At 48.3% G+C, this 20,885-nt stretch carries 19 protein-coding genes; 11 read left to right on the forward strand and 8 right to left on the reverse strand.

The window, feature by feature from the left end; genetic code table 11:
• Positions 1-1,026, forward strand: coding sequence for a PorP/SprF family type IX secretion system membrane protein (locus KTO58_RS00490; RefSeq protein ID WP_095841764.1), 1,026 nt, complete (start codon positions 1-3; stop codon positions 1,024-1,026).
• Positions 1,027-1,045: 19 nt separating this feature from the next.
• Here KTO58_RS00490 and KTO58_RS28745 read toward each other — a convergent pair whose 3' ends face one another.
• Positions 1,046-1,171, reverse strand: a complete 126-nt coding sequence (locus tag KTO58_RS28745; protein ID WP_255408033.1) for a hypothetical protein — start codon at positions 1,169-1,171, stop codon at positions 1,046-1,048.
• 78 nt (positions 1,172-1,249) lie between these two features.
• Between KTO58_RS28745 and KTO58_RS00495 the strand changes: the two genes are divergently transcribed.
• A complete protein-coding gene (locus KTO58_RS00495) occupies positions 1,250-2,659 on the forward strand; it encodes an FAD-binding oxidoreductase (protein ID WP_095841272.1) in 1,410 nt (469 codons plus the stop codon).
• A gap of 58 nt (positions 2,660-2,717) precedes the next feature.
• Positions 2,718-3,296 (forward strand): hypothetical protein, encoded by a 579-nt coding sequence (locus KTO58_RS00500; RefSeq protein WP_095841271.1) that lies wholly within the window; start codon positions 2,718-2,720, stop codon positions 3,294-3,296.
• 60 nt (positions 3,297-3,356) lie between these two features.
• On the opposite strand, the gene KTO58_RS00505 is transcribed toward KTO58_RS00500, so the two are convergent.
• From KTO58_RS00505 to KTO58_RS00525, 5 genes are all read right to left on the reverse strand, one after another.
• Positions 3,357-4,103 carry a LytR/AlgR family response regulator transcription factor gene (locus KTO58_RS00505; RefSeq protein ID WP_095841270.1) on the reverse strand — a complete coding sequence of 249 codons (747 nt, stop codon included), beginning with the start codon at positions 4,101-4,103 and terminating at the stop codon, positions 3,357-3,359.
• Positions 4,100-5,215, reverse strand: coding sequence for a histidine kinase (locus KTO58_RS00510; protein WP_095841269.1), 1,116 nt, complete (start codon positions 5,213-5,215; stop codon positions 4,100-4,102). Before KTO58_RS00510 ends, KTO58_RS00505 begins: the two co-directional genes overlap by 4 nt.
• Entirely contained in the window at positions 5,199-6,323 is a 1,125-nt protein-coding gene (locus tag KTO58_RS00515; RefSeq protein ID WP_095841268.1) for a histidine kinase, read from the reverse strand. Before KTO58_RS00515 ends, KTO58_RS00510 begins: the two co-directional genes overlap by 17 nt.
• A gap of 17 nt (positions 6,324-6,340) precedes the next feature.
• The gene (locus KTO58_RS00520; protein ID WP_095841267.1) at positions 6,341-7,780 is read right to left on the reverse strand and encodes a S41 family peptidase; all 1,440 of its coding nucleotides are present in this window, start codon (positions 7,778-7,780) and stop codon (positions 6,341-6,343) included.
• A 102-nt stretch (positions 7,781-7,882) separates the two neighbouring features.
• A complete protein-coding gene (locus KTO58_RS00525) occupies positions 7,883-8,092 on the reverse strand; it encodes a hypothetical protein (protein ID WP_095841266.1) in 210 nt (69 codons plus the stop codon).
• Positions 8,093-8,735: 643 nt separating this feature from the next.
• Between KTO58_RS00525 and KTO58_RS00530 the strand changes: the two genes are divergently transcribed.
• The 8 genes from KTO58_RS00530 (at position 8,736) to KTO58_RS00565 (ending at position 18,491) form a co-directional block, all read left to right on the forward strand.
• Complete coding sequence (locus tag KTO58_RS00530) at positions 8,736-9,413, forward strand: HAD hydrolase-like protein (RefSeq protein WP_157753307.1); 678 nt, start codon at positions 8,736-8,738, stop codon at positions 9,411-9,413.
• Positions 9,414-9,469: 56 nt separating this feature from the next.
• Positions 9,470-10,600, forward strand: coding sequence for a TIGR03364 family FAD-dependent oxidoreductase (locus KTO58_RS00535; RefSeq protein ID WP_095841264.1), 1,131 nt, complete (start codon positions 9,470-9,472; stop codon positions 10,598-10,600).
• 541 nt (positions 10,601-11,141) lie between these two features.
• The gene (locus KTO58_RS00540) at positions 11,142-12,623 is read left to right on the forward strand and encodes a sodium:solute symporter (protein WP_225859991.1); all 1,482 of its coding nucleotides are present in this window, start codon (positions 11,142-11,144) and stop codon (positions 12,621-12,623) included.
• 25 nt (positions 12,624-12,648) lie between these two features.
• Entirely contained in the window at positions 12,649-13,347 is a 699-nt protein-coding gene (locus KTO58_RS00545) for an LOG family protein (protein ID WP_095841261.1), read from the forward strand.
• Positions 13,348-13,861: 514 nt separating this feature from the next.
• Positions 13,862-14,503, forward strand: coding sequence for an O-methyltransferase (locus KTO58_RS00550; protein WP_095841260.1), 642 nt, complete (start codon positions 13,862-13,864; stop codon positions 14,501-14,503).
• A 61-nt stretch (positions 14,504-14,564) separates the two neighbouring features.
• The gene (locus KTO58_RS00555) at positions 14,565-15,980 is read left to right on the forward strand and encodes a glucosaminidase domain-containing protein (RefSeq protein ID WP_095841259.1); all 1,416 of its coding nucleotides are present in this window, start codon (positions 14,565-14,567) and stop codon (positions 15,978-15,980) included.
• A gap of 64 nt (positions 15,981-16,044) precedes the next feature.
• The gene (gene hpt / locus KTO58_RS00560) at positions 16,045-16,587 is read left to right on the forward strand and encodes a hypoxanthine phosphoribosyltransferase (protein ID WP_095841258.1); all 543 of its coding nucleotides are present in this window, start codon (positions 16,045-16,047) and stop codon (positions 16,585-16,587) included.
• A gap of 137 nt (positions 16,588-16,724) precedes the next feature.
• Positions 16,725-18,491: a YfbK domain-containing protein gene (locus tag KTO58_RS00565; RefSeq protein WP_095841257.1), complete on the forward strand. Its 1,767-nt coding sequence runs from the start codon at positions 16,725-16,727 to the stop codon at positions 18,489-18,491.
• On the opposite strand, the gene KTO58_RS00570 is transcribed toward KTO58_RS00565, so the two are convergent.
• Together KTO58_RS00570 and KTO58_RS00575 are read right to left on the reverse strand one after the other, a co-directional pair.
• A complete protein-coding gene (locus KTO58_RS00570; RefSeq protein WP_198315066.1) occupies positions 18,492-19,919 on the reverse strand; it encodes a high affinity choline transporter 1 in 1,428 nt (475 codons plus the stop codon).
• Positions 19,916-20,872, reverse strand: a complete 957-nt coding sequence (locus KTO58_RS00575; protein WP_225859992.1) for a class I SAM-dependent methyltransferase — start codon at positions 20,870-20,872, stop codon at positions 19,916-19,918. The genes KTO58_RS00570 and KTO58_RS00575 overlap by 4 nt, the downstream gene beginning before the upstream one ends.
• Positions 20,873-20,885 lie beyond the last annotated feature (13 nt).

Genomic DNA, 20,885 nt, shown 5'->3' on the forward strand with positions numbered 1-20,885 from the left:
ATGAAACAACTGATTAAGCTTACTACGGTATTATGTATAGGGTTGATGGCAATAGGACAGTCCTCCTCCGCCCAGGACTTACACTTCTCACAATTCTTTAACTCACCACTGACCACCAACCCGGCCAACACCGGCTTCATTCCCGATGGTAACTACCGCGTAGGGATCAACTATAGAAACCAATGGGCCTCCATCCCGGTACCCTATAAAACCATGTCCGTATTCGCAGATGCACAACTCTTCCGCGATCGACTCGAATATGGCTGGGTAGGTATCGGCGGCGTACTGCTACGCGATGTCGCTGGCTCCGGCAACCTTACCTCCACCAAAGGATACGCCTCCATCGCCTACCACCAGCTCCTCGGATTCAGCAGCCTCCTATCACTGGGATTCAATGCAGGCGTTGCCAACAAACGCGTAGATGTCACCAAACTGACTTTCGGCGACCAATGGAACGGCCAGTTCTTCGACGCCGGCGTACCCACCGCCGAACCCATCGCCAACTCACGCGCCAACTACTTCGACCTCCAGGTCGGCATGAACTACGCCTACTTCCCAACTGACAATATTTATATCAACGCCGGATTCTCCGTACAACATATCAACAAACCAAGAGAAAGCTTCTATAACGGTAATAACCAGATCGATCCCCGCTATATAGGATTCCTTAGCGGTAGCTTTAAAGTAAGCGACAACGTGATCATCAACCCCGCCGCCTACTACGCCGTACAAGCCAAAGCCCGCGAATTCGTACTGGGTGGCAACGCTGCCTATAACCTCTCCGGCGATGGCTCCAAACAAGTGTTCGGTGGCGCATATTACCGCCTCAACGATGCCGCCGTCTTCCTCGTAGGATACCAGATATCCAACATCAAAATGATGTTTAACTACGATGTCACCACCTCCCAGTTCGCCAACGCAAATGGCCGCCGCGGCGCCTATGAAATCGGTATCGTATACACAGGTCTATACCCGAACCGCAGCTTCAGCGGCGCTCGCAGGGCCACACTCTGTCCTTCCTTCTGATAATACGATCAGCAGGAAACTATCGCAGCGGGTCGCCCTCCGCCGAAGGCATCGCCTCCACACCCAGGTGAACCGCACCCAACGTCATCACATGACGATCCTTCACCAACCATTTGATAACCTCCACACTCGCTCCCCGACGCATTACACATAAATTGCACCTTGCCTCACCGTAGGTAATCATTATCTTAGCACTACAAGACTAACTTATCAGTTTCAGGCAATGATCACATTCAATACACTCAAAGAAGAACACATCATCTGGTTCCGGCAAACGCTGGGAGAAAATAATGTACTGGTAGATCAAGAACGCCTGTCGCCATACGCACACGACGAAACTGAAGACCTCCACTTCCTGCCCGAAGTAGTGCTCAAACCTTCCCTGACAGAAGAACTTAGTAAGATCATGAAATACTGCTATCAGGAAAACCTGCCTGTCACCCCCAGGGGTGGCGGTACCGGCCTGAGCGGCGGCGCCCTGCCACAGCATGCAGGCGTATTGATCTCCATGGAAAGATTCAACACCATCATTCATATCGACGAACGTAATCTACAGGTAGTAACAGAACCTGGCGTTATTACCGAAGTACTGCAAAATGCAGTGAAAGAAGTAGGATTGTTCTACCCACCAGATCCCAGCAGCAAAGGCTCCTGTTTTATCGGTGGTAACATTGCCGAAAACTCCGGTGGCCCCAAAGCTGTGAAATATGGCGTGGTAAAAGATTATGTACTTAACCTGGAAATGGTACTGCCTACCGGAGAAGTGATATGGACAGGCGCTAATGTGCTGAAAAATGCAACAGGATATAATCTCACACAGCTGGTAGTAGGCAGTGAAGGCACACTGGGCATCGTTACCAAGATCGTATTGCGACTCATCCCCCTCCCTAAATATGATCTGCTCATGCTGGTGCCCTTCCGCGCAGCAAAAAACGCCTGCGCCGCCGTCAGCGCTATCTTCAGAGCTGGATACATTCCCTCCGCCATGGAGTTCATGGAAAGGGATGCCCTCGAATGGGTAATGCAATATGTAGACAGCAGCCTGGTAAAACTCGAACCAGACGTACAGGCACACCTGCTCATCGAAGTCGATGGCAACTATCCCGAACTGCTCATGCAGGAAATGGAAGGCATCGCCACCGTAGTAGCCGGCTTTGACAGCGGCGATATCCTGTTCGCAGAAGATCACCAGCAGAAAGAAGAACTGTGGAAACTGCGCCGCCGCGTCGCAGAAGCAGTAAAAGCCAATTCCGTATACAAAGAAGAAGATACCGTAGTGCCCCGCGCAGAACTACCAATCCTGCTCAAAGGCGTAAAAGAGATCGGCCGCAAATATGGCTTCCATTCCGTTTGCTATGGCCATGCCGGCGATGGTAACCTGCATGTCAATATCATCCGCGGACAACTATCCGAAGAACAATGGAACGGTACCCTCAAACAGGGTATCCGCGAAATATTCGAACTGGTCAAATCACTGGGCGGAACCATCTCCGGCGAACATGGGATCGGACTCGTACAAAAAGATTACATGGATATCATATTCACAGATGCTTCCATGAACCTCATGCGACAGATTAAAAAAGCATTCGACCCCAAACATATCCTGAACAGAGGCAAAATATTTGACTGTTAACTATAGGGGTAGCATGCTAAAGAAACGTTAACTATAACAACCGAATAAATGTATTACTATGAAACGTTTATGGATCATCCTGCTGTTACTGATCAGCACTCAACTGACACAGGCACAGTATTATAAGACAGATACCAGCGAACGAAAAGGGTTTGACAGATCCCGCCTCATCATCGGCGGATCAGTAGGCGCCATCTTCGGCAACTATACCAATATCAATCTCTCCCCGGCTATCGGATATCGCTTCTCCCATGTGATTGCCGCCGGAATAAATCTTAACGGCCAATACGGCTCCCAACGCTGGAGAGATATCTATGACAATACCATACAACGCGATAAATACACCGTTTTCGGTGGCGGCCTCTGGGGTCGCATATACCCCTTCGACCAACTTTTCATTCACGTACAACCCGAATACAACTTCGTAAAGATCCAAAGCACCTACTACCAGGATCCTAAGCGTACCCTGTCCGGCAATGATGGCGTACCCAGCCTGCTCCTCGGCGGTGGCTACTCCCAACCCGTAGGCGAACGCGCTGCCATCAGCTTTATGTTACTGTATGATGTCGTGCAGGATAGAAATTCCCCTTATCAAAATGGACTTATATACAGAGGCGGAGTGAACTTCGGTTTCTGATCAATAAAAGATAATCGTCAACAGGCCCGTGGTAGATATAATTATCACGGCCTTTTTTTATCAGGTCACTTTCAGATATTCCAGGAACTCTGATTTATACGTAACCCCAATAGGCAATGAAATAGACGTCGCCTCCTTACTACGCAACACCACCTGGTTGCCCTCTATCGCAACGATCTTATCAAGTGCTACTATATAAGAGTTGTGTATCCGGTAAAATAACCGGGAAGGCAACTTCGTCTCCAACGTTTTCATATTCATCAATGCTACGATCTTCTCCCGCCCGCAATGAAAAGCAACATAGTTTTTTAACCCCTCTATGTAATCCACGTCAGCATAGTTGATCTTGATATGTTTGCCCTTAAACTCCCCCTTCACAAAAATATAATCACTCTCCGGCGATACACTGACCTCCGGAAGCGCCTTCGCAGGCGCCGGGTTCGACTCCATCTGAAAAAGCTTCAATGCCTTATGACTGGCCTTCAGAAATCTTTGGTAGGTAATAGGCTTTAATAAATAGTCGATCACATCATTCTCAAATCCTTCAATGGCATATTTACTGTACGCCGTCGTTAAGATCACCTTGTTGTTATTCAGGTTTAAGATCTTTAATAAACTGATACCCGATACCTCCGGCATATGAATATCCAGAAATACCAGCTGTACACCACTGGATGTGATCTCCGCAATCCCGTCAAAAGGTTTGGTCGAACTACCCGCCAACTGTAGATAAGGCGTCTGCTGTATATACTCCTTTAAGATATCTACAAAGTGCTGCTCATCGTCTATGATATAACAAGAGATCATGTTGTCAGAATTAACGGGAATGGTATTTTATTCGCTGATTTGGCATAAATGGTTAAATACACACTGTACACATCATCATCTTCTTCCGTATTGAACTGATGACTGTCTTCGTAAAAGTTTTCCAATTGTGTCCGGATATAAGTTAAGCCAAATCCTGTAGATATTTCCTTCGGACCCGTCCTTTTTTTATTTCGGGTACTGAAATAGATCTCATTTTCCCTGATGTCTAAAGTGATCACCAACGGATATTTAATATCATGCAGATCCCCGTGTTTAAAAGCATTTTCTACAAACGTGATTAGCAGATGAGGTAGTATACGATGCCGGTCCGTATGACCACGCTGCACAAAATGTATATGTACATCATTATTATACCGCATCTCATAAATAGAAATAAGATGGCGGATATTCTTCACCTCCTCCGTCAGAGAGATCTTATCATCATCGTCTGGCAATTGCGTCGACGACCGTATAATACTGCTCAAGGCCAGCATTCCCTGACCTACCTCACCATGAGTAGTAGCAATCTTATCATGAAAGCTGCTGATCGTTTTGATCAGAAAACTTGGATTAATACGCGTCCTTAACAGAAAGTTATCTAGCGTCAGCTTCTGTTGCTGTAATAATAACTGGTCCTTCTCCCGCTCTATGATCGCTGCCGCAGCAAGCCTGCGTGTTCTGCCCTTCTGTATCAACATCTTTCCGAAACCATACCCGGATGAATATACGATGTATTGAAACCACCACCAGGCATTGATCAGGAACAGGTCCATAGGGTCTATGTTCGCAATGGATGGAGGACGGTTCGTCAGAAAAGGCATACCGTAAAATGCCATCCACCACCGGATAAACCAATTGTACAACAACGTCAGCACCAACCCGGCAATGAAATAACCATACCGCTTATTCGCAAAATATTTGGGCAACAGAAAATCAGCATTGAAATAAAATATACTGGCACAGATCGCATAAGAAGCGATCGCCTCATATACCACCACCGCAAACTTATTTTTCATATTGGCATAGATCGCCGTAGCAAACGTGGCATACAATATCCAGATAAGCAAATGGATCAATACCGTCCGGAAATGTTTCTTATTGATAGCTGGCATAACTTAACGAATGTGCAGTGGATAAACTGGTAGGGGAGGGGCTCGTCTGAATGTTCAGGCAAATACGGTAACGCCGGTTATGCTCTTCATAAATAAAAAAACAATGCTCACCATACAAAGTCACCAGGTAGTCTTTCAATTGGTTCATCTTACTTTCCAACAGGATGTTCTGCTGAATCAACGTCCTGCTGGCAGCAATACTCAATGTCAGCTGATGATTGCTCTCCTGCAGCGAGATATTCACCTCATCATGCGCCGCATCAAAGTTGATATTGCTGATCACACTGTCAATAATGGTTACCAGTATATTAGGCGTTACAGGATGATGCCCGCTCTCCAGCGACGTATCCAGCGATATCCGCACCGCCCCAGCATAACACAACTGGTAAATATAAATAAGGTGCGCGATATTCTCCGCTTCTTCCTCTATGGAAATATCCTCCTGCTCCTGCTGGTACTGCAACGAAGACCGCATAATGTTGGTCAACGCAATAATACCTTGCGCGATCCCAGGATAGGGCTTGCACAACTTATTATAGAAATAACCCAACGTATTGAACAGAAAATGAGGATTCACCTGCGCCTTTAATATCTCATTCTGCACCAGTAACTGTTGCTGCTTTAATATCAGGTTCTCCGTTTCCTGCCTCGCCAGGTCCATCTGCGTATTATGCAACTCCTTCTCCCGTTGGATCAGCGTGTTTAATAACCAATATCCCATCGAATACAACATGAACTGGAACCAACCCCATAAGGCTTTCAGGAACATAGGGATAAAAGGCTGCTGCGGCGGACGCGACGGCAACAGGTGAGGAAGCAACTGGCTGGATATCACATAGCGGAACAACACTACCACCGACAACATCCCGATCGCCGCAAGACCATACAACACATACTTTTGCTGACCCAATAACCTGGGAAGTATCACAAGAGAATGCAAATAAAAAACACCTACGTTAATGAGGTAATAACCAACACTCTCATAAACGAAAGGAAATACTTTCTTTGACAAATGTAGCTGCACACTGATAGCAAAGGAGATATATAGTATCCATACCACCGTATGGATAATGATCTCTTTAAGGGTCACAGATGGCTGTTTGCTCATAGGGGGCAATTTTGGTGTTAATTCCGCCAGCTTTTCTGGTGTTGGAAATAGGTGTTAATGTATGATACCCAATCAGTAACCTCACTGATAGGGATATCCGGGGGCAATCCTATATTGTCAATGGGATGCTCAGGCACCCACATCCCTTTGGAGGTGGGACAGTAGTAAATATAGTGTTTACATGGCATAGTTCGAGGACCCACAAGATTAAAATAGTCAAAGCTACCGGCAGAGTTCCTGCCAAATACCTTTACCTTTTTACTCTGCCGCGCTCGCATGATCAGATCCTCCGCAGCACTTACACTGCGCTCGTTGATCAACAACGCTACCCTGGCAGGATACGAATACACCGTATCCGACTGAAATATCTCCTCCTCCGTGATCACATAAGTATCCGGATGTGCTTTCATACTCACCAGCAAAGGCCCCAGCACCTCCTTATTCTTAGCAGGGATACGAGGGTCTGCCACCAACTCTTCAAACAAAGCCGTATTGTCACGCGTAGCCAACACCTTCGCCCGCGGAGCCCGGATCTCCCCAGTATAAATAATAGGCAACAAACTCTCAAAAGCAATACTATACCCCCCACGATTATTACGAAGGTCCACGATCAGGTTAGGCCGGCTCGTAATATCCGGTAAATGCTGCCTGATCAGGCTGTCTATTACCGACTTATACACAATACTGAAACTATTCAACCGCAGATAGGTAGTCAGCGGATTTAATATCTTAAAAGCAATCACCGCATCATCAGCCGGATCTGCTGCACGCCGGTTATTTCCCCCCGCCAACAACTTCCTCCATTCCGTACCAGCAAAACGAAGTACCGCACTTTCCTCCTCTGCCACCACACCCGACATCTCCTCCTCATGATCCCGGTTCCGGTACATTACCTGATAACTATTATGACCCGTCGATAGCATCTCAAACTTGATCTGCCCCGGCATCCAGAATACACTGTCCGCCTTCAACACCACCGCCTGGTACCGCCGCTCAGCATTCCGCAGCAACGCTACCTCAAAAGCACTGTCAGCAGAAAGCCAGATCCCTTCCAATCCAATACCTCCCTTCCCAACACCGGCAAAACGCCGGCGTACCGCCCCGATATCTATAGCCATAGCAGGAGCCGCCGCAAATACCGAACGTACGTACGCCTGCTCCCCAACTCCTCCCGACAAACGCAGAATCAGGTGTTTGTCCTTGAAAAAGCCCAGCCAGCTCCGCAATACCGATGGGCATCGCTCCGCCGTAGCATAGGCCGCCAGCCTACGCAAACTATCCGTGTAATATTGATATTGCACAACGGTCCGGCTATTGACCTTATCCTCGAAACCCGGATAATTCTCCGTGATCTTTCGTACTAAATACTCAAAATTATTAAGGCAGTGACAGTCTTGTGAATAAGTGATAAAAGGAACGAAAAAGAACAGTAAAACTAAAAACGCGGACTTATTCATTGTTGGCAGTTTTGTCTCGGTTATGGATATACCATCTCCTGCCCGATTTTCGAGGTCGGCCGTTGGCTAATCTCATAAGAATGCTTTTAGCGCCGGCTTACTCTATTTAGGCAGGCCCGCACTTCCTCCGCCGGTTCCCTCGTTCGTACCCACTACACTGGTGGTCTCCGAACAGGTCCATGACGCAATACCGGTGTTAACCGTAGTAGGTGTGAGCACGTGCGGCCCATGCCAGAAACTTAATTTCGCGATCTTGATTCGGTTGAGTTTGAGTGCTGGGTTGCCACTGGACTTAACTTGTTTGGTTTTCATGGTCAATCAAATTGTTTAGTTTGTGAACAAAACAATGGGTTAGTCCAGGCAATACTAACAAAGATATCCCGAAATACAACGGTCAGGATAAATTTAGTACCGATCCGCCGATTGCATAGACCAATGCAATACCTGTAATGATCAATACCTTATTGCTCCCATTTTGCAGTAAAACTCCCGCAGAATACCACTTTAACCGCCTTTTCTTAAATCCGTCCTTAAATTCTACCCATCCGTGTATAATATTGGGCCTCCCACTTGCCGTACCCTAGCTTTGTACATGCCAATTATAGAGAAATTATTCGCATAACCTATGCCAGCTAACTTATTTCAGGATACTGTGCATATAGAGGGATCCTTAAAGGTCTTTATTGTTTTATCCCTATACCGGAAGTAATTAATGGGGTAATAATACTACTCTAAGGGTTTACACACACACACACGAATGAAACCATTCTGGCCATTTATGGCCTGGGAATCTTTCTCTCAAATAATAACCGCCTCCCCCTCGGGCATACTAAATACCAGTATGCCCCAAGAAAGTACTTTAAATCCATGTTAATTGTTTATAAAGGCTAAACTTTATTACAGCGGGGCTGTTATCTTTGCGGCTTTCAGAACAAAACAATGAAAGCCAATGAATATGCTTCCACAATTAGCCGTCTTTGATATCGCCGGCACCACCCTGCATGATGAATCCAATGTCGGACTAGTACTCCGTAAAACACTCGTTGACGCCGGTGTCGAGGTATCCCTCGAAGAAGTCAATGAAGTAATGGGTTATGCTAAACCATTTGCTATCACACATTTACTGTCAATAAAAAAGGACCCTAGAGCCGAAGAGCCTGCCAGCATCGATACCCTCCATACCCGGTTCGTCCAGGACATGATCACACACTACAAAACCAACGAAAACGTAAGGGAAAAATCAGGTACCTCCGACGTATTCCGCGCACTTAAACAAAAAGGAATCAAAATAGCCCTCGATACCGGCTTCGATCGCGCCATCACCGAAGTGATCCTCCAACGCGTCGGCTGGACAGAACAAGGCCTGGTAGATATCGTCGTAACCAGCGACGAAGTACCCCATGGCAGACCATACCCATACATGATCTATCGCGCTATGGAACAACTGGGTATCCGCAGCATACAGGATGTCATGAAAATAGGCGATACCATCTCCGACCTCGAAGAAGGTACCAACGCAGGCTGCAAATACGTGATCGGCGTAACAACCGGCGCCTATAGCCGCCCGGAACTCGAAAAAGGCCCTCATACCCACCTCGTGGCCCATCTCAATGAAGTCCTGACACTTTTCTGATCTTTCCCCTTTTTTTAGAATAGTAGTATATATTAGCTAAACAAGCAAGCAGTCCCATGCAACAACAACAGGCCAATATAGCAGTGATCGGCGCTGGCATCGTAGGCCTCGCCATAGCATACCACCTCTCCCGCCAGGGTAAAAAAGTAGTCGTATTCGAACGCAATAGCAAAGCCATTAGCGCCTCCATACGCAACTTCGGCCTCGTATGGCCCATCGGTCAGACCGCCGGGAAAATGTACCAACGCGCCATGAACAGCAGACGTACCTGGCAGGAACTGGCCGCCAAAACCGGCCTCCAATGCCAGGAAACCGGCTCCCTCCACCTCGTATACAACCAAGACGAACTGGCAGTACTCGAAGAATTCATACAAAATGCACCGGCTGCCGGATACGACTGTCAACTCCTCACCCCACAACAGATCGCCAACCACAGCAACGCTGTAAAAACAACCGGCCTGCTGGGCGGAATGTGGAGCCCCACAGAAATGACCGTCAACCCACGACAAGCTAGCGCCGCTATCGCCGACTACCTCCAGGAACAAGGAGTGACCTTTCGCTTCGGCACCGCCATCAACAACATCACCATGCCGTTCCTCCAAACGCCTGCCGAAAAATGGCAGGTCGAACAGGTATACGTCTGCAGCGGCGCCGACTTCGAAACACTATATCCGGCCGAATACGCCAACGCATCCCTCACCAAATGCAAACTGCAAATGATGCGGACCGTCGCCCAGCCAAACAACTGGCAACTAGGTCCCGCCCTCTGTGCCGGACTTACCCTCCTGCACTACAGCGCATTCGCCCATTGCAATAGCCTCGCCGCCTTGAAAGATCGTATCAACGCCGAAATGCCAGCATACCAACAATATGGCATCCACCTCCTGGTATCCCAGAACGGTGCCGGCGAACTGACCATCGGCGACTCACACGAATATGGTCCCGACTTCGAACCTTTCGACAAAGAAAATATCAATCAACTCATCCTGGACTACCTCCACACCTTCTTGGTAGCACCAGACTTCACCATACAAGAACGCTGGCATGGCATCTATCCCAAACTCACCAATGGACAAACCGATATCGTCCTCTCCCCCGAACCAAACGTCACTATCGTAAATGGCCTCGGCGGCGCAGGGATGACCTTGTCATTCGGCCTGGCCGAAGAACTGGTAGCAAAGACATAGATCCCATATTGTGTTTCACCAAATAAAAAGCAGGCGATTCTCCAATCGCTTGCTTTTTTTATGTAAATAATTAGGATATGATGAACTTTATTGCTATATTTTTGTAAAATTACGCGTAATCATTACCTGTAATCCGGGCAAATGATGTAATATAACCACGTTATCATGCATACAGGTAGCTGAGTATCCCCCTTCATTGCCCCGGCAGGTATAACACTATCAACCATCACGCCGGCAATGGCAACCAGGAACGATACGCAAGTACCCCCGTCACCTATGCTATGATAAACGGAAAATATGCGATACTTGTCACCATTATAAATCATGAAAATAAATAGGCAAACTATATAAAACTCGTTTGCAGTACTTACTCGGTAAGTCACTGCACGTTCATAACGTGTTAAATGTAATAGCAGGTTTCTTTTAAGTTACCTGCTTTTCTTTTTTATCCACCCACCGCCCTCCAATACCACCGCCCACACAATTCTGTGCATTACTAACCCGAAATCCCTATTTTTATTCACTAAACCAAAAGTAGATTATGGCTCCAGCCGTGTTCGTATTATTCATAGCTTGCTATTTCTTCGTCTTGCTATTGATATCCTATATCACCACCCGTAATGCCGACGCCCAGTCTTATTTCACCGGCAACCGCAACTCCGTATGGTACCTCGTAGCCATCGGCATGATCAGCGATTCCCTGTCCGGTGTCACCTTCATATCCGTACCCGGCAAAGTAAGCGTAGCACAATTCTCATATCTCCAGGTCATCCTGGGCTATGTACTCGGCTACCTGATCATCGCAAATGTACTCCTGCCCTTATACTACCGGCGTAACCTTACCTCTATATATACCTACCTGCAGGAACGATTCGGCCCCGTCACACAAAAAACAGGTGCCGTATTTTTTATACTCTCCCGCTTGGTAGGCGCCGCCGCTCGCCTCTACCTCGTCGCCGGCGTATTGCAAATATTCGTTTTCGATTACTATGGCATCGACTTCCGCGTATCCGTATCCGTCATGATCATACTCATGCTGCTATATACCTATCGCGGTGGTATCAAAACCCTGGTATGGACAGATGCACTCCAGTCCATCTTCCTCCTCGGTGGCGTCGTTCTCACCATCGTCGTGATCTGCCGGGAACTTCACTGGGGCCCCGCCGACCTGGTCAGCAACGTCGTCAACAGCGAATACTCCCGTACCTTCTTCTGGGACTGGAAAGCAGCCAACTTTTTCCCCAAAGACTTCTTCGGCGGAATGATGATCGCCGTCACCATGACCGGCCTCGATCAGAATATGATGCAGAAAAACCTGAGCTGCCGCACACTGGGCGAAGCACAAAAGAACATATACTCCTTCAGCATCATGCAACTGATCGTAAATGTCTTCTTCCTCTCCCTCGGTATCCTCCTCTATCAATACGTGACCTCCAAAGGCATCGCCATCCCTAAAGACGCAGTAACCGGCAGATTGCTGACAGATAACCTGTTCCCCATGCTGGCCCTCAACTACCTGGGCACATTCGCCAGTATCGTATTCATCGTAGGCCTCACCGCCGCCACCTTCAGCAGCGCAGACAGCGTACTGACCACCCTCACCACCTCGTTCTATATCGATATACTCAACCTCGACCCGGAAACAGTGACCCGCCGCAACCGCAATATCAAAAATGCAGTACACATAGGCTTCGCAGCACTTCTACTGCTCACCATCCTCCTGTTCCGCGCCTATAACCAACAGGCCATCATCGACTCCGTCCTGTTCCTCGCTACCATCACATACGGACCCATGCTAGGCCTGTTCGCATTCGGCATCCTCAACAAACGCCCCACACTCGATGGCGCCTCCATCATCGTATGCCTTATCGCACCGGCACTTTGCTTTATTCTGAGCAAATATTCGGCACAATGGCTAAATGGTTATAAATTCGGTAACGAATTATTGATTGTAAACGGGCTGTTCACCTACTGTGGCTTATTATTGTTTTCCCGTAAACCACAAGCGGTACAAACAACCTGATGGTTTTCACTAAATGTAATTGCAGATGAACGACAGCTTCAAAAATCTCAAAGAAAGAGACTGGACAGAAACCAAAGCACATTCCAGCTGGCAGATATTTAAGATCATGGCCGAATTCGTCGAAGGCTTCGAAGCCCTCGCTAAAATAGGCCCCTGCATCTCCATCTTTGGCTCCGCCCGCACAAAAGAAGGCAACAAATATTATGAACTCTCACAAGAAGTAGCTCGCAGACTGGCAGAAGAAGGATTCGGTATCATCTCCGGCGGAGGCCCCGGCGTTATGGAAGCCGCCAACAGAGGCGCCCAACAAGCCAAAGGCAAATCCGTAGGCGTGAACATCACCCTCCCACACGAACAATATCCTAATCCATATGTCGACCACGACAAAAATCTACACTTCGACTACTTCTTCGTCCGTAAAGTCATGTTCACCAAATACTCCCAGGGCTTCGTTATGATGCCGGGCGGATTCGGTACCATGGACGAATTTTTCGAAGTAGCAACCCTCATCCAAACCAAAAAAATGACGGATACACCACTCGTACTCGTCGGTAGCGAATACTGGGGCGGCCTGCTCGACTGGATCCGGACCACCATGATGGAAAAAGAAAGCAACATCTCCCCCGAAGACCTCGGACTTCTCAAACTATTCGATACAGCAGACGAAGTAGTAGAATACTTCCGCGTATTCTACACGACCAACAAATTGCGGCCTAACTTCTAAAAAAAGAACGCAACGCTGAAAAATCACTTCCTTAAAAGGCTACCGAAAGGTGGCCTTTTATATTTTTCAAAAACACCGCTCCTTTGAAATTCATAAAAATGTCTTTGAACAGACGATCCATTTGCATGACAGCACAACACAACTTTACACCTGAAATGTTACCGTGGAAGTACAAAAAGGTCTTCCGGAAAAGATAGTGTGCTCTACACACTCATCGGCCCCCCACTTACCCCGTATATCATAAAAATCCTTGTAGAATCGTTAATACCTTGGGCGACAACTACCTGCCGATATAAAAAATGAAATATTAAGTAGCTGAAAGCTAAATAGTTAAGCTGGAGTAAGTCAACCCGCGCAGCGCCTGGTAAGAGCTTTTATACGTGTTCTACCTGCTGTCTGCCGTATTCCACACCCCCAGGTGCGGAGGGCTGCAGCCATCCTTCAATATGCCAGAAAATCCTAAAATCAGCAAACTCTCACATATAAAAATCTTAGGTTTGCAGAAAATTTATATATGGATGTAATTCCAGCTGCCGTAGAAGCGTTTGCAGAGAAATATACCAGCCCTGAGACAGAGGTATTACGCCGCCTGAACAGGGAAACTCATCTGGAAGTAGAACGCCCGCACATGTTAAGCGGACACCTGCAAGGGCAATTCTTTCAGCTGATCAGCCATATGATCCGTCCTCGCCGCATCCTGGAAATTGGCACATATACCGGTTATTCCGCTATCTGCCTCGCCCAGGGCCTCACAAACGATGGATTACTATATACGATCGATATCAACGAAGAAATGGAAGACCGTTGCCTGCGCTATTTTAAAGAAGCAGGTTTGGCAGATAAAATAAAGATGCACATCGGAAAAGCCGTGGACATCATCCCGCAGATGAACGAAACATTCGACCTCGTTTTCATCGATGCCGACAAAGCTGGCTACGATGACTATTACGACCTCGTATGGGACAAACTCCGGACCGGTGGATTCATCCTGGCCGATAACGTCATCTATCACGGCGAAGTACTACTACCCGCCGCCGAACAAAGCGCCAACGCCAAAGCAATGGTGCGGTTCTGTGAAAAAGTATTGGCCGATGGCCGTGCCGAAAAATTGCTACTTACTATCCGCGATGGTGTACTCATCATCCGGAAAAAATAATAAATGATCACGTGAAGAGAAAACCGTGAATCGCTCAGAAACCCATTAAATTCAACCATACATGCAAGTAAGAAAATTCTTGTCAGTGGTCTGTTTTCTTATTGGCTGCATGCCCTGTTTGAAGGCGCAGAACATGACGACGGCGCAGTATATCGCCACGTATAAAAATATTGCCATAGAGGAAATGAACCGTTCCGGCGTACCAGCCGCCATCAAACTGGCACAGGGCATCCTGGAAACACAGTCAGGCAACGGTTGGCTGGTAAACAATTCCAACAACCACTTCGGCATCAAATGTAAAAACAACTGGATAGGTCCCTCCGTCAACTATGACGACGACGCCCGCCAGGAATGCTTCCGCAAATACGATAACGCAAGCGCCTCCTATCGCGACCATTCTAACTTCCTCCGCAATAACCCGCGCTATGCCTTCCTCTTCCAGTTCGGACCAGAAGACTATCGCTCCTGGGCATACGGCCTCAAACAGGCAGGATACGCTACCAGCCGCACCTATCCGCAACAGCTCATTAAGATCATAGAAGATAATAACTTACAGGACTACACGCTGATTGCCATGGGCAAAAAAAGCAGCAGCACCGATACCCAACAGAACGACCCGGTATACGCTGCCGCACCCGCTCCGGCATCACCTAAGAACGATCGCGCTAACTTCCTTACCAACCCGCAGCCTCCCAAAGAATACCCTAAAGGTGTATTCGAAATCAATGGCCGTAAAGTACTATACCTGCCCGCAGGTACCTCCCTTATCCAGCTCGCCGATCAACGCGATATCCGCCTCCGCAACCTCGTAAAATACAATGACCTGCTCGACGATTCCCCCTTGTCTAAAGGCATGTTCGTATTCTTACAGAAAAAAAGCAAAAAAGGCAAAGACGACTACCACATCGTACAACCGGGAGAAAATATGCACGATATCGCCCAGGCCGAAGGCATACAGCTTCGCTGGCTCCAGCGTAGAAATAAAATGGAATACGGACAAGAACCCGCCGCAGGCGAAAAACTCGCCCTCGATGGATACGCCTCCCGTACCCCCCGCCTTCGCTCCGAAGCCGTATTACGCCCGCTCGACGAACAACACGAAGATTTCTCCCCTCGCCAATTCGTAAAAGGCATCAAAGAAGAAATCGCCAAGTCAAATAACAACGGCCAGATCGCCGAAGCTCAACCCAATCCCCAGGCCTCCAATAACCTACCCCCCGGTATGGTCGAAGACCTGAAGAAAATGGGAACCGTAAAGCCTTCCGGCCCCGCTCTACCCCCCGCATACCCGGCCAGCGCACCGGCCCCCTCAGAGCCCTCCCGCGCAGGCGCAATGCAATACCACGACGTACAGCCCAAAGAAACGCTGTTCGCCATCGCCAAACGTTACAATGTCAGCATATCACTCCTCCAGGAATGGAACAACCTGCAAGGATACGATATCAAAATAGGACAACGACTATTGGTAGGTAAATAACCAGGACGCTTAAATAATCGTATATAAAGAGCACACAAAATCTGTAATCTACAATTTGAAGAGAATGTCAGTAATCAAATGTCATGACAAGCACTTTCAACCCTATATCGGGCCGGAAGAGCTGCAGCTGCGTATTAAGGAGATGGCCGATCAGATCAACAAAGACCTGCAAGGCGAAAAACCATTGTTCATCGCTATTTTGAATGGCTCATTCATGTTTGCCGCCGATCTGTTCAAATACCTCACCATCGATGCGGAAATATCCTTCATTAAACTAGCTTCGTACAAAGGCACCAAATCTACCGGCAATGTCGTAACTGCCATCGGCCTCGATGAAGACCTCTTCGGACGTACCGTAGTAGTCCTGGAAGACATCGTAGATACCGGCAAAACACTCAGCCAGTTCCTGCCCCAGCTCGAACACCAGCAGCCTAAAAAACTGCTCGTAGCCTCACTGCTCACCAAACCCGAAGCAATGACCCACAAGATCGATATCGACTACCTCGGCTTCTCCGTACCCAACAAATTCCTGCTGGGGTATGGCCTCGATTACGATGGCCTGGGCCGTAACCTGCCCGCTATCTACCAATTGGTGGAAAACGAATAAAAATAACATCAGTATAAAGCAGGGGCGGCACCATAGCATAGGCCGCCCCCCGCCTTTTTATCACCACCCCCATATCCCTGCTTTCCCGACTCCGTATTATTCTGTAACTTGAGCACCTCAACCCCGGGGTAAAACAGATGCAACACCTCCTTATACTATTCGTTCTCTTATGGGCATCGGTAGGGGCACATGCGCAAACGGTATGGGTAACAGGGGCAGTAGAAGACAGTATCTCACACCAGCCACTCCCAGGTGTGGAGATCCACGTAGCAGAAGATACCACCAAAACCACCACTAACCGTTATGGCCTTTTTCGTATCGTCGTTCCGGCTGGCAGCACCCACCTGCTGTTCACCCACCAGGCATACCGGCCACAAAAGATCGCACTGAAGCACTACGACAGAATGCTGGTTGCACTAAGCCCGCTTGACAAGCAGGTAGATGAGATCGCCATCGCCAAAGCCAAAGCTAAAGCCCGGTTCTCTCACAGCACCAACCCCAACTACGGTAATACCGCCATGGGAATGGGCGTCAGCAACTTCTTCGACGAAACATATGGCGCCATCTACGAAAACAAATTCGCCGCAACAGATCGCATCCCCGTCTCCTCCTTCGCCGTAGATGTAGACAGAGCCGCCTATAGCAACATCCGCCGTTTCATGAGACTCAAAGAACGGGTACCCGTAGATGCCGTCCGCATCGAAGAAATGATGAACTACTTCCACTACGATTACCCCTTGCCCGCCGGACAACAACTCATGGCCATCCACAGCCAGGTAGCCGACTGCCCATGGCAACCAGGGCACCAGCTACTCCAGGTAGCCATCCGCGCTAAAACAGTCAACATCGATAGCCTACCCCCCAGCAACCTCGTGTTTCTCATCGATGTATCCGGCTCCATGGGCACACCCAATAAATTACCGTTGCTGCAAGCCGCCTTCCGCGTACTGGTCAATAACCTCCGCGCTAAAGACAGAGTAGCCATCATCGCCTATGCCGGCTCACCGGGTATCATCCTCCCCTGCACCCCCGGCAACCAAAAAGAGAAAATACTCAATGCCATCGACTACCTGAGCGCCGGCGGTGCCACCGGCGGCGAAGCCGCCATCAAAATGGCCTACCAGATCGCGGAAGAAAACTTCATCCCCTCCGGCAATAACCGCGTCGTAATGGCCACCGATGGCGACTTCAACGTCGGCCAATCCAGCGATGCCGATATGGAAACACTGATCCTCCAAAAGAAAGAAACCGGCGTATTACTCACCTGCCTCGGCGTCGGCATGAAAGATTATAAAGATTCAAAACTGGAAACCCTCTCCAGCAAAGGAAATGGGAACTTTGCCTATATAGACAACCTCGAAGAAGCAAATAAAGTGTTCGCCAGGGAATTCGGTAGCACCCTCTTCACCATCGCAAAAGATGTCAGAGCCGAATTAACTTTTAACCCCAACCTAGTAAAGGAATACCGCCTGATAGGATACGAAAACAAAGTGCTCCGTACAGAAGACTCCAATGAAAAAATAATCGGTGGAATAGTAGGCGCAGGACATTGCGCCGTAGCCATGTATGAGATCATCCCCGGCTCGTCTGCCTGGCAACAGGATAGCCTCCTGGCAAAAGTGAAACTACAGTACCACGACCCCAGGGATACCGCCACCTATACCTTGCAGAAAGAGGTACCTGCCAGCAGTACCACATTCGAAGCTGCCGGCAATGACTTCCGCTTCGCCAGTGCAGTAGCGCTGCTCGGCCTGCTGTTACGCCGGTCTGCCTATAAAGGAAAAGGAGAATGCACCTTGATAATAGATATCGCCAAAGATGCCAAAGGAAAAGATCCCGGCGGATACCGGCAGGAATTCGTCAAACTGGTAAAAGAATTGAAAAAACAAGGACAGATCAAATGATCACTGCTCCGGCGCTACCACCGCCGCATCTCGTCCCCATATAAGCACCCCCAGCAACATACCGGCAATACTGGCTCCCAAACCGGTCATCAGCGAAGGGATCGGAGAGGCTATATACTCCGTAATGAGATAAACAGCCGTACCAAGAAGAATAGAAAGAATAGCACCGGCATTGTTCGCCGCCTTCCAATAAATACCGGCTGTCAATGGTACAAATAATGAAACCAGACTGAGTATGGAAGAATCCGCCACCAACTCATAAATATTCCGGCTGATCAAGGCCATCACCAACGATATCAGCGCCACCCCGATCACCGATAGCCGGATCACCAACAACAACTGCTTATCATTGATATTTTTATAGAACGGACGGATCAGGTTCTCTCCCAACACCGTAGCCGGCGCCAATATCGCACCACTTGTAGTACTCATAATAGCCGATAGCAAAGCCCCGAAAAACATCACCTGGATGAATAACGAACCGTGCTGTAATACCATATTAGGTAATATCTTTTCCGTCTCGCCAGCCAGTAATGAAGGATATAATACTCGCGCACACATAACGATCAGCACCGGCAATAACCCGATCACCAGGTACATTCCGGCTCCCATAAAAGATGAATACACCGCCACTCGCTCACTCTTGGCAGACATCAATCGCTGGAACACATCCTGCTGAGGGATCGAACCCAACCCTATCGTCATCCACGCCGCCAGGTACTTCAACCAGTCATGCCAGTTATGATCAGGTAAGAAACGGTAATGATGCGCCGGCGTCTCCTGTAACACACGCCCCAAACCGCCCGCCTGGCTCACAAACGTCCAGGCCAGGATGATCAACCCGCCAATGATCATGATCGTCTGCACAAAATCAGTAACAGATACCGACCACATCCCCCCCGAATAAGTATAGGCCATCACGATCAAAGCACTGATGATCATCGCAATCTCCTGCGGTACGCCCATCACCGTATTGATCACAATACCCATAGCCACAATCTGCGCAGCGATCCACCCAAAGTAAGAAGGGATCATCAGCAACGCAGAGATCACCTCCGCCTTACGGCCATATCGTATACGGAAAAAATCACAGAAAGTCAGGATATTAAATCGATACAAGGGCCGGGCAAAAAATAAGCCCACCAGCAACAAACAAAGCGATGCACCGAAGGGATCTTCCATAATACCCAGAAAACCATGCTGCGCAAACTCACTGGTAGATCCCAGCATCGTCTCCGATCCAAACCAGGTCGCAAAAATCACACAGGCACTCATCCCCAAAGGCAAATTCCTGCCGGCGACCACAAAATCACTGGTACTATGTACCCGCCGGGCTGCCCACTGCCCGATCAAAATCGTAACAACCAGATAGACCAATATAAATAAGGGCAATATAGCTTGCTCGGATAATAAAGAAATCGCGATCATTTTACAAGACGGTAACATTTGCGGATCATCTTCTGCTGGAAATCAAAAGGCAGCGTCTGTGCCGTGATGTCCTTAATAGAGCTGGCTGATATGTTATCGGCATCTAATACAAAACGCCGGTAATTATTGCTGAAATATACAACCCCTCCCTTCCTCGTTGCCATCAATACACGATTCACAATATCTACATGATCCCTTTGTATATCCAGGATATCCTTCATCCGCTTACTATTGGAAAATGTAGGAGGGTCCAGTATCACCAGGTCGTACGTGTTGATCTTAAGTGTATCCAGGTATTGTAACACATCCGCATGTACAAAATGATGCCGCTCCGCATCAAAACCATTCAACCGCATATTCTCCTCCGCCCAGCCAAGATAAGTCTTCGAAAGATCCACAGAAGTCACCTCCGTAGCACCCCCCGCAGCAGCATATACCGAAAACGAACCGGTATAACAGAACAGGTTCAGTATCTTTTTGCCGGCAGCCTCCTCCCGCACCATACCCCGCGTAATACGATGATCCAGGAATAAACCCGTATCCAAATAATCTGATAGGTTCACCTTAAACCTCAACCCGCCTTCCTTCACAGTAAATTCCTTACTCTCAAAAGACAACTTCTCATATTGTTGTCCTCCCTGCCGGTGCTGCTGCCGTTGCCGTTGTTTAATATAAATATTTTCTGCCGGCACTTCCAACACCCGGCTGATCGTTTCAATACATTGGTCCAACCAGGCCTCATGCGCCTCCTCCTCCATACCGTGCTTACGATGATACTCCGCTACATAAATGTAATCTTCGTAAAATTCAATACTGAAAGGAAACTCCGGAATATCATCGTCATATACCCGGTAACAGGTGATCTCCTGCCGCCGTGCCGTCTTCCTGAGGTGTTTGAATACCTTGGCAAGCCGGTTCTCAAACATCTGTATTTTCGAAGTAGATTGATCCATAGCAGCAGCAAAG

Origin of the sequence: Chitinophaga pendula, assembly GCF_020386615.1 — a bacterium.
Taxonomy (GTDB): domain Bacteria; phylum Bacteroidota; class Bacteroidia; order Chitinophagales; family Chitinophagaceae; genus Chitinophaga; species Chitinophaga pendula.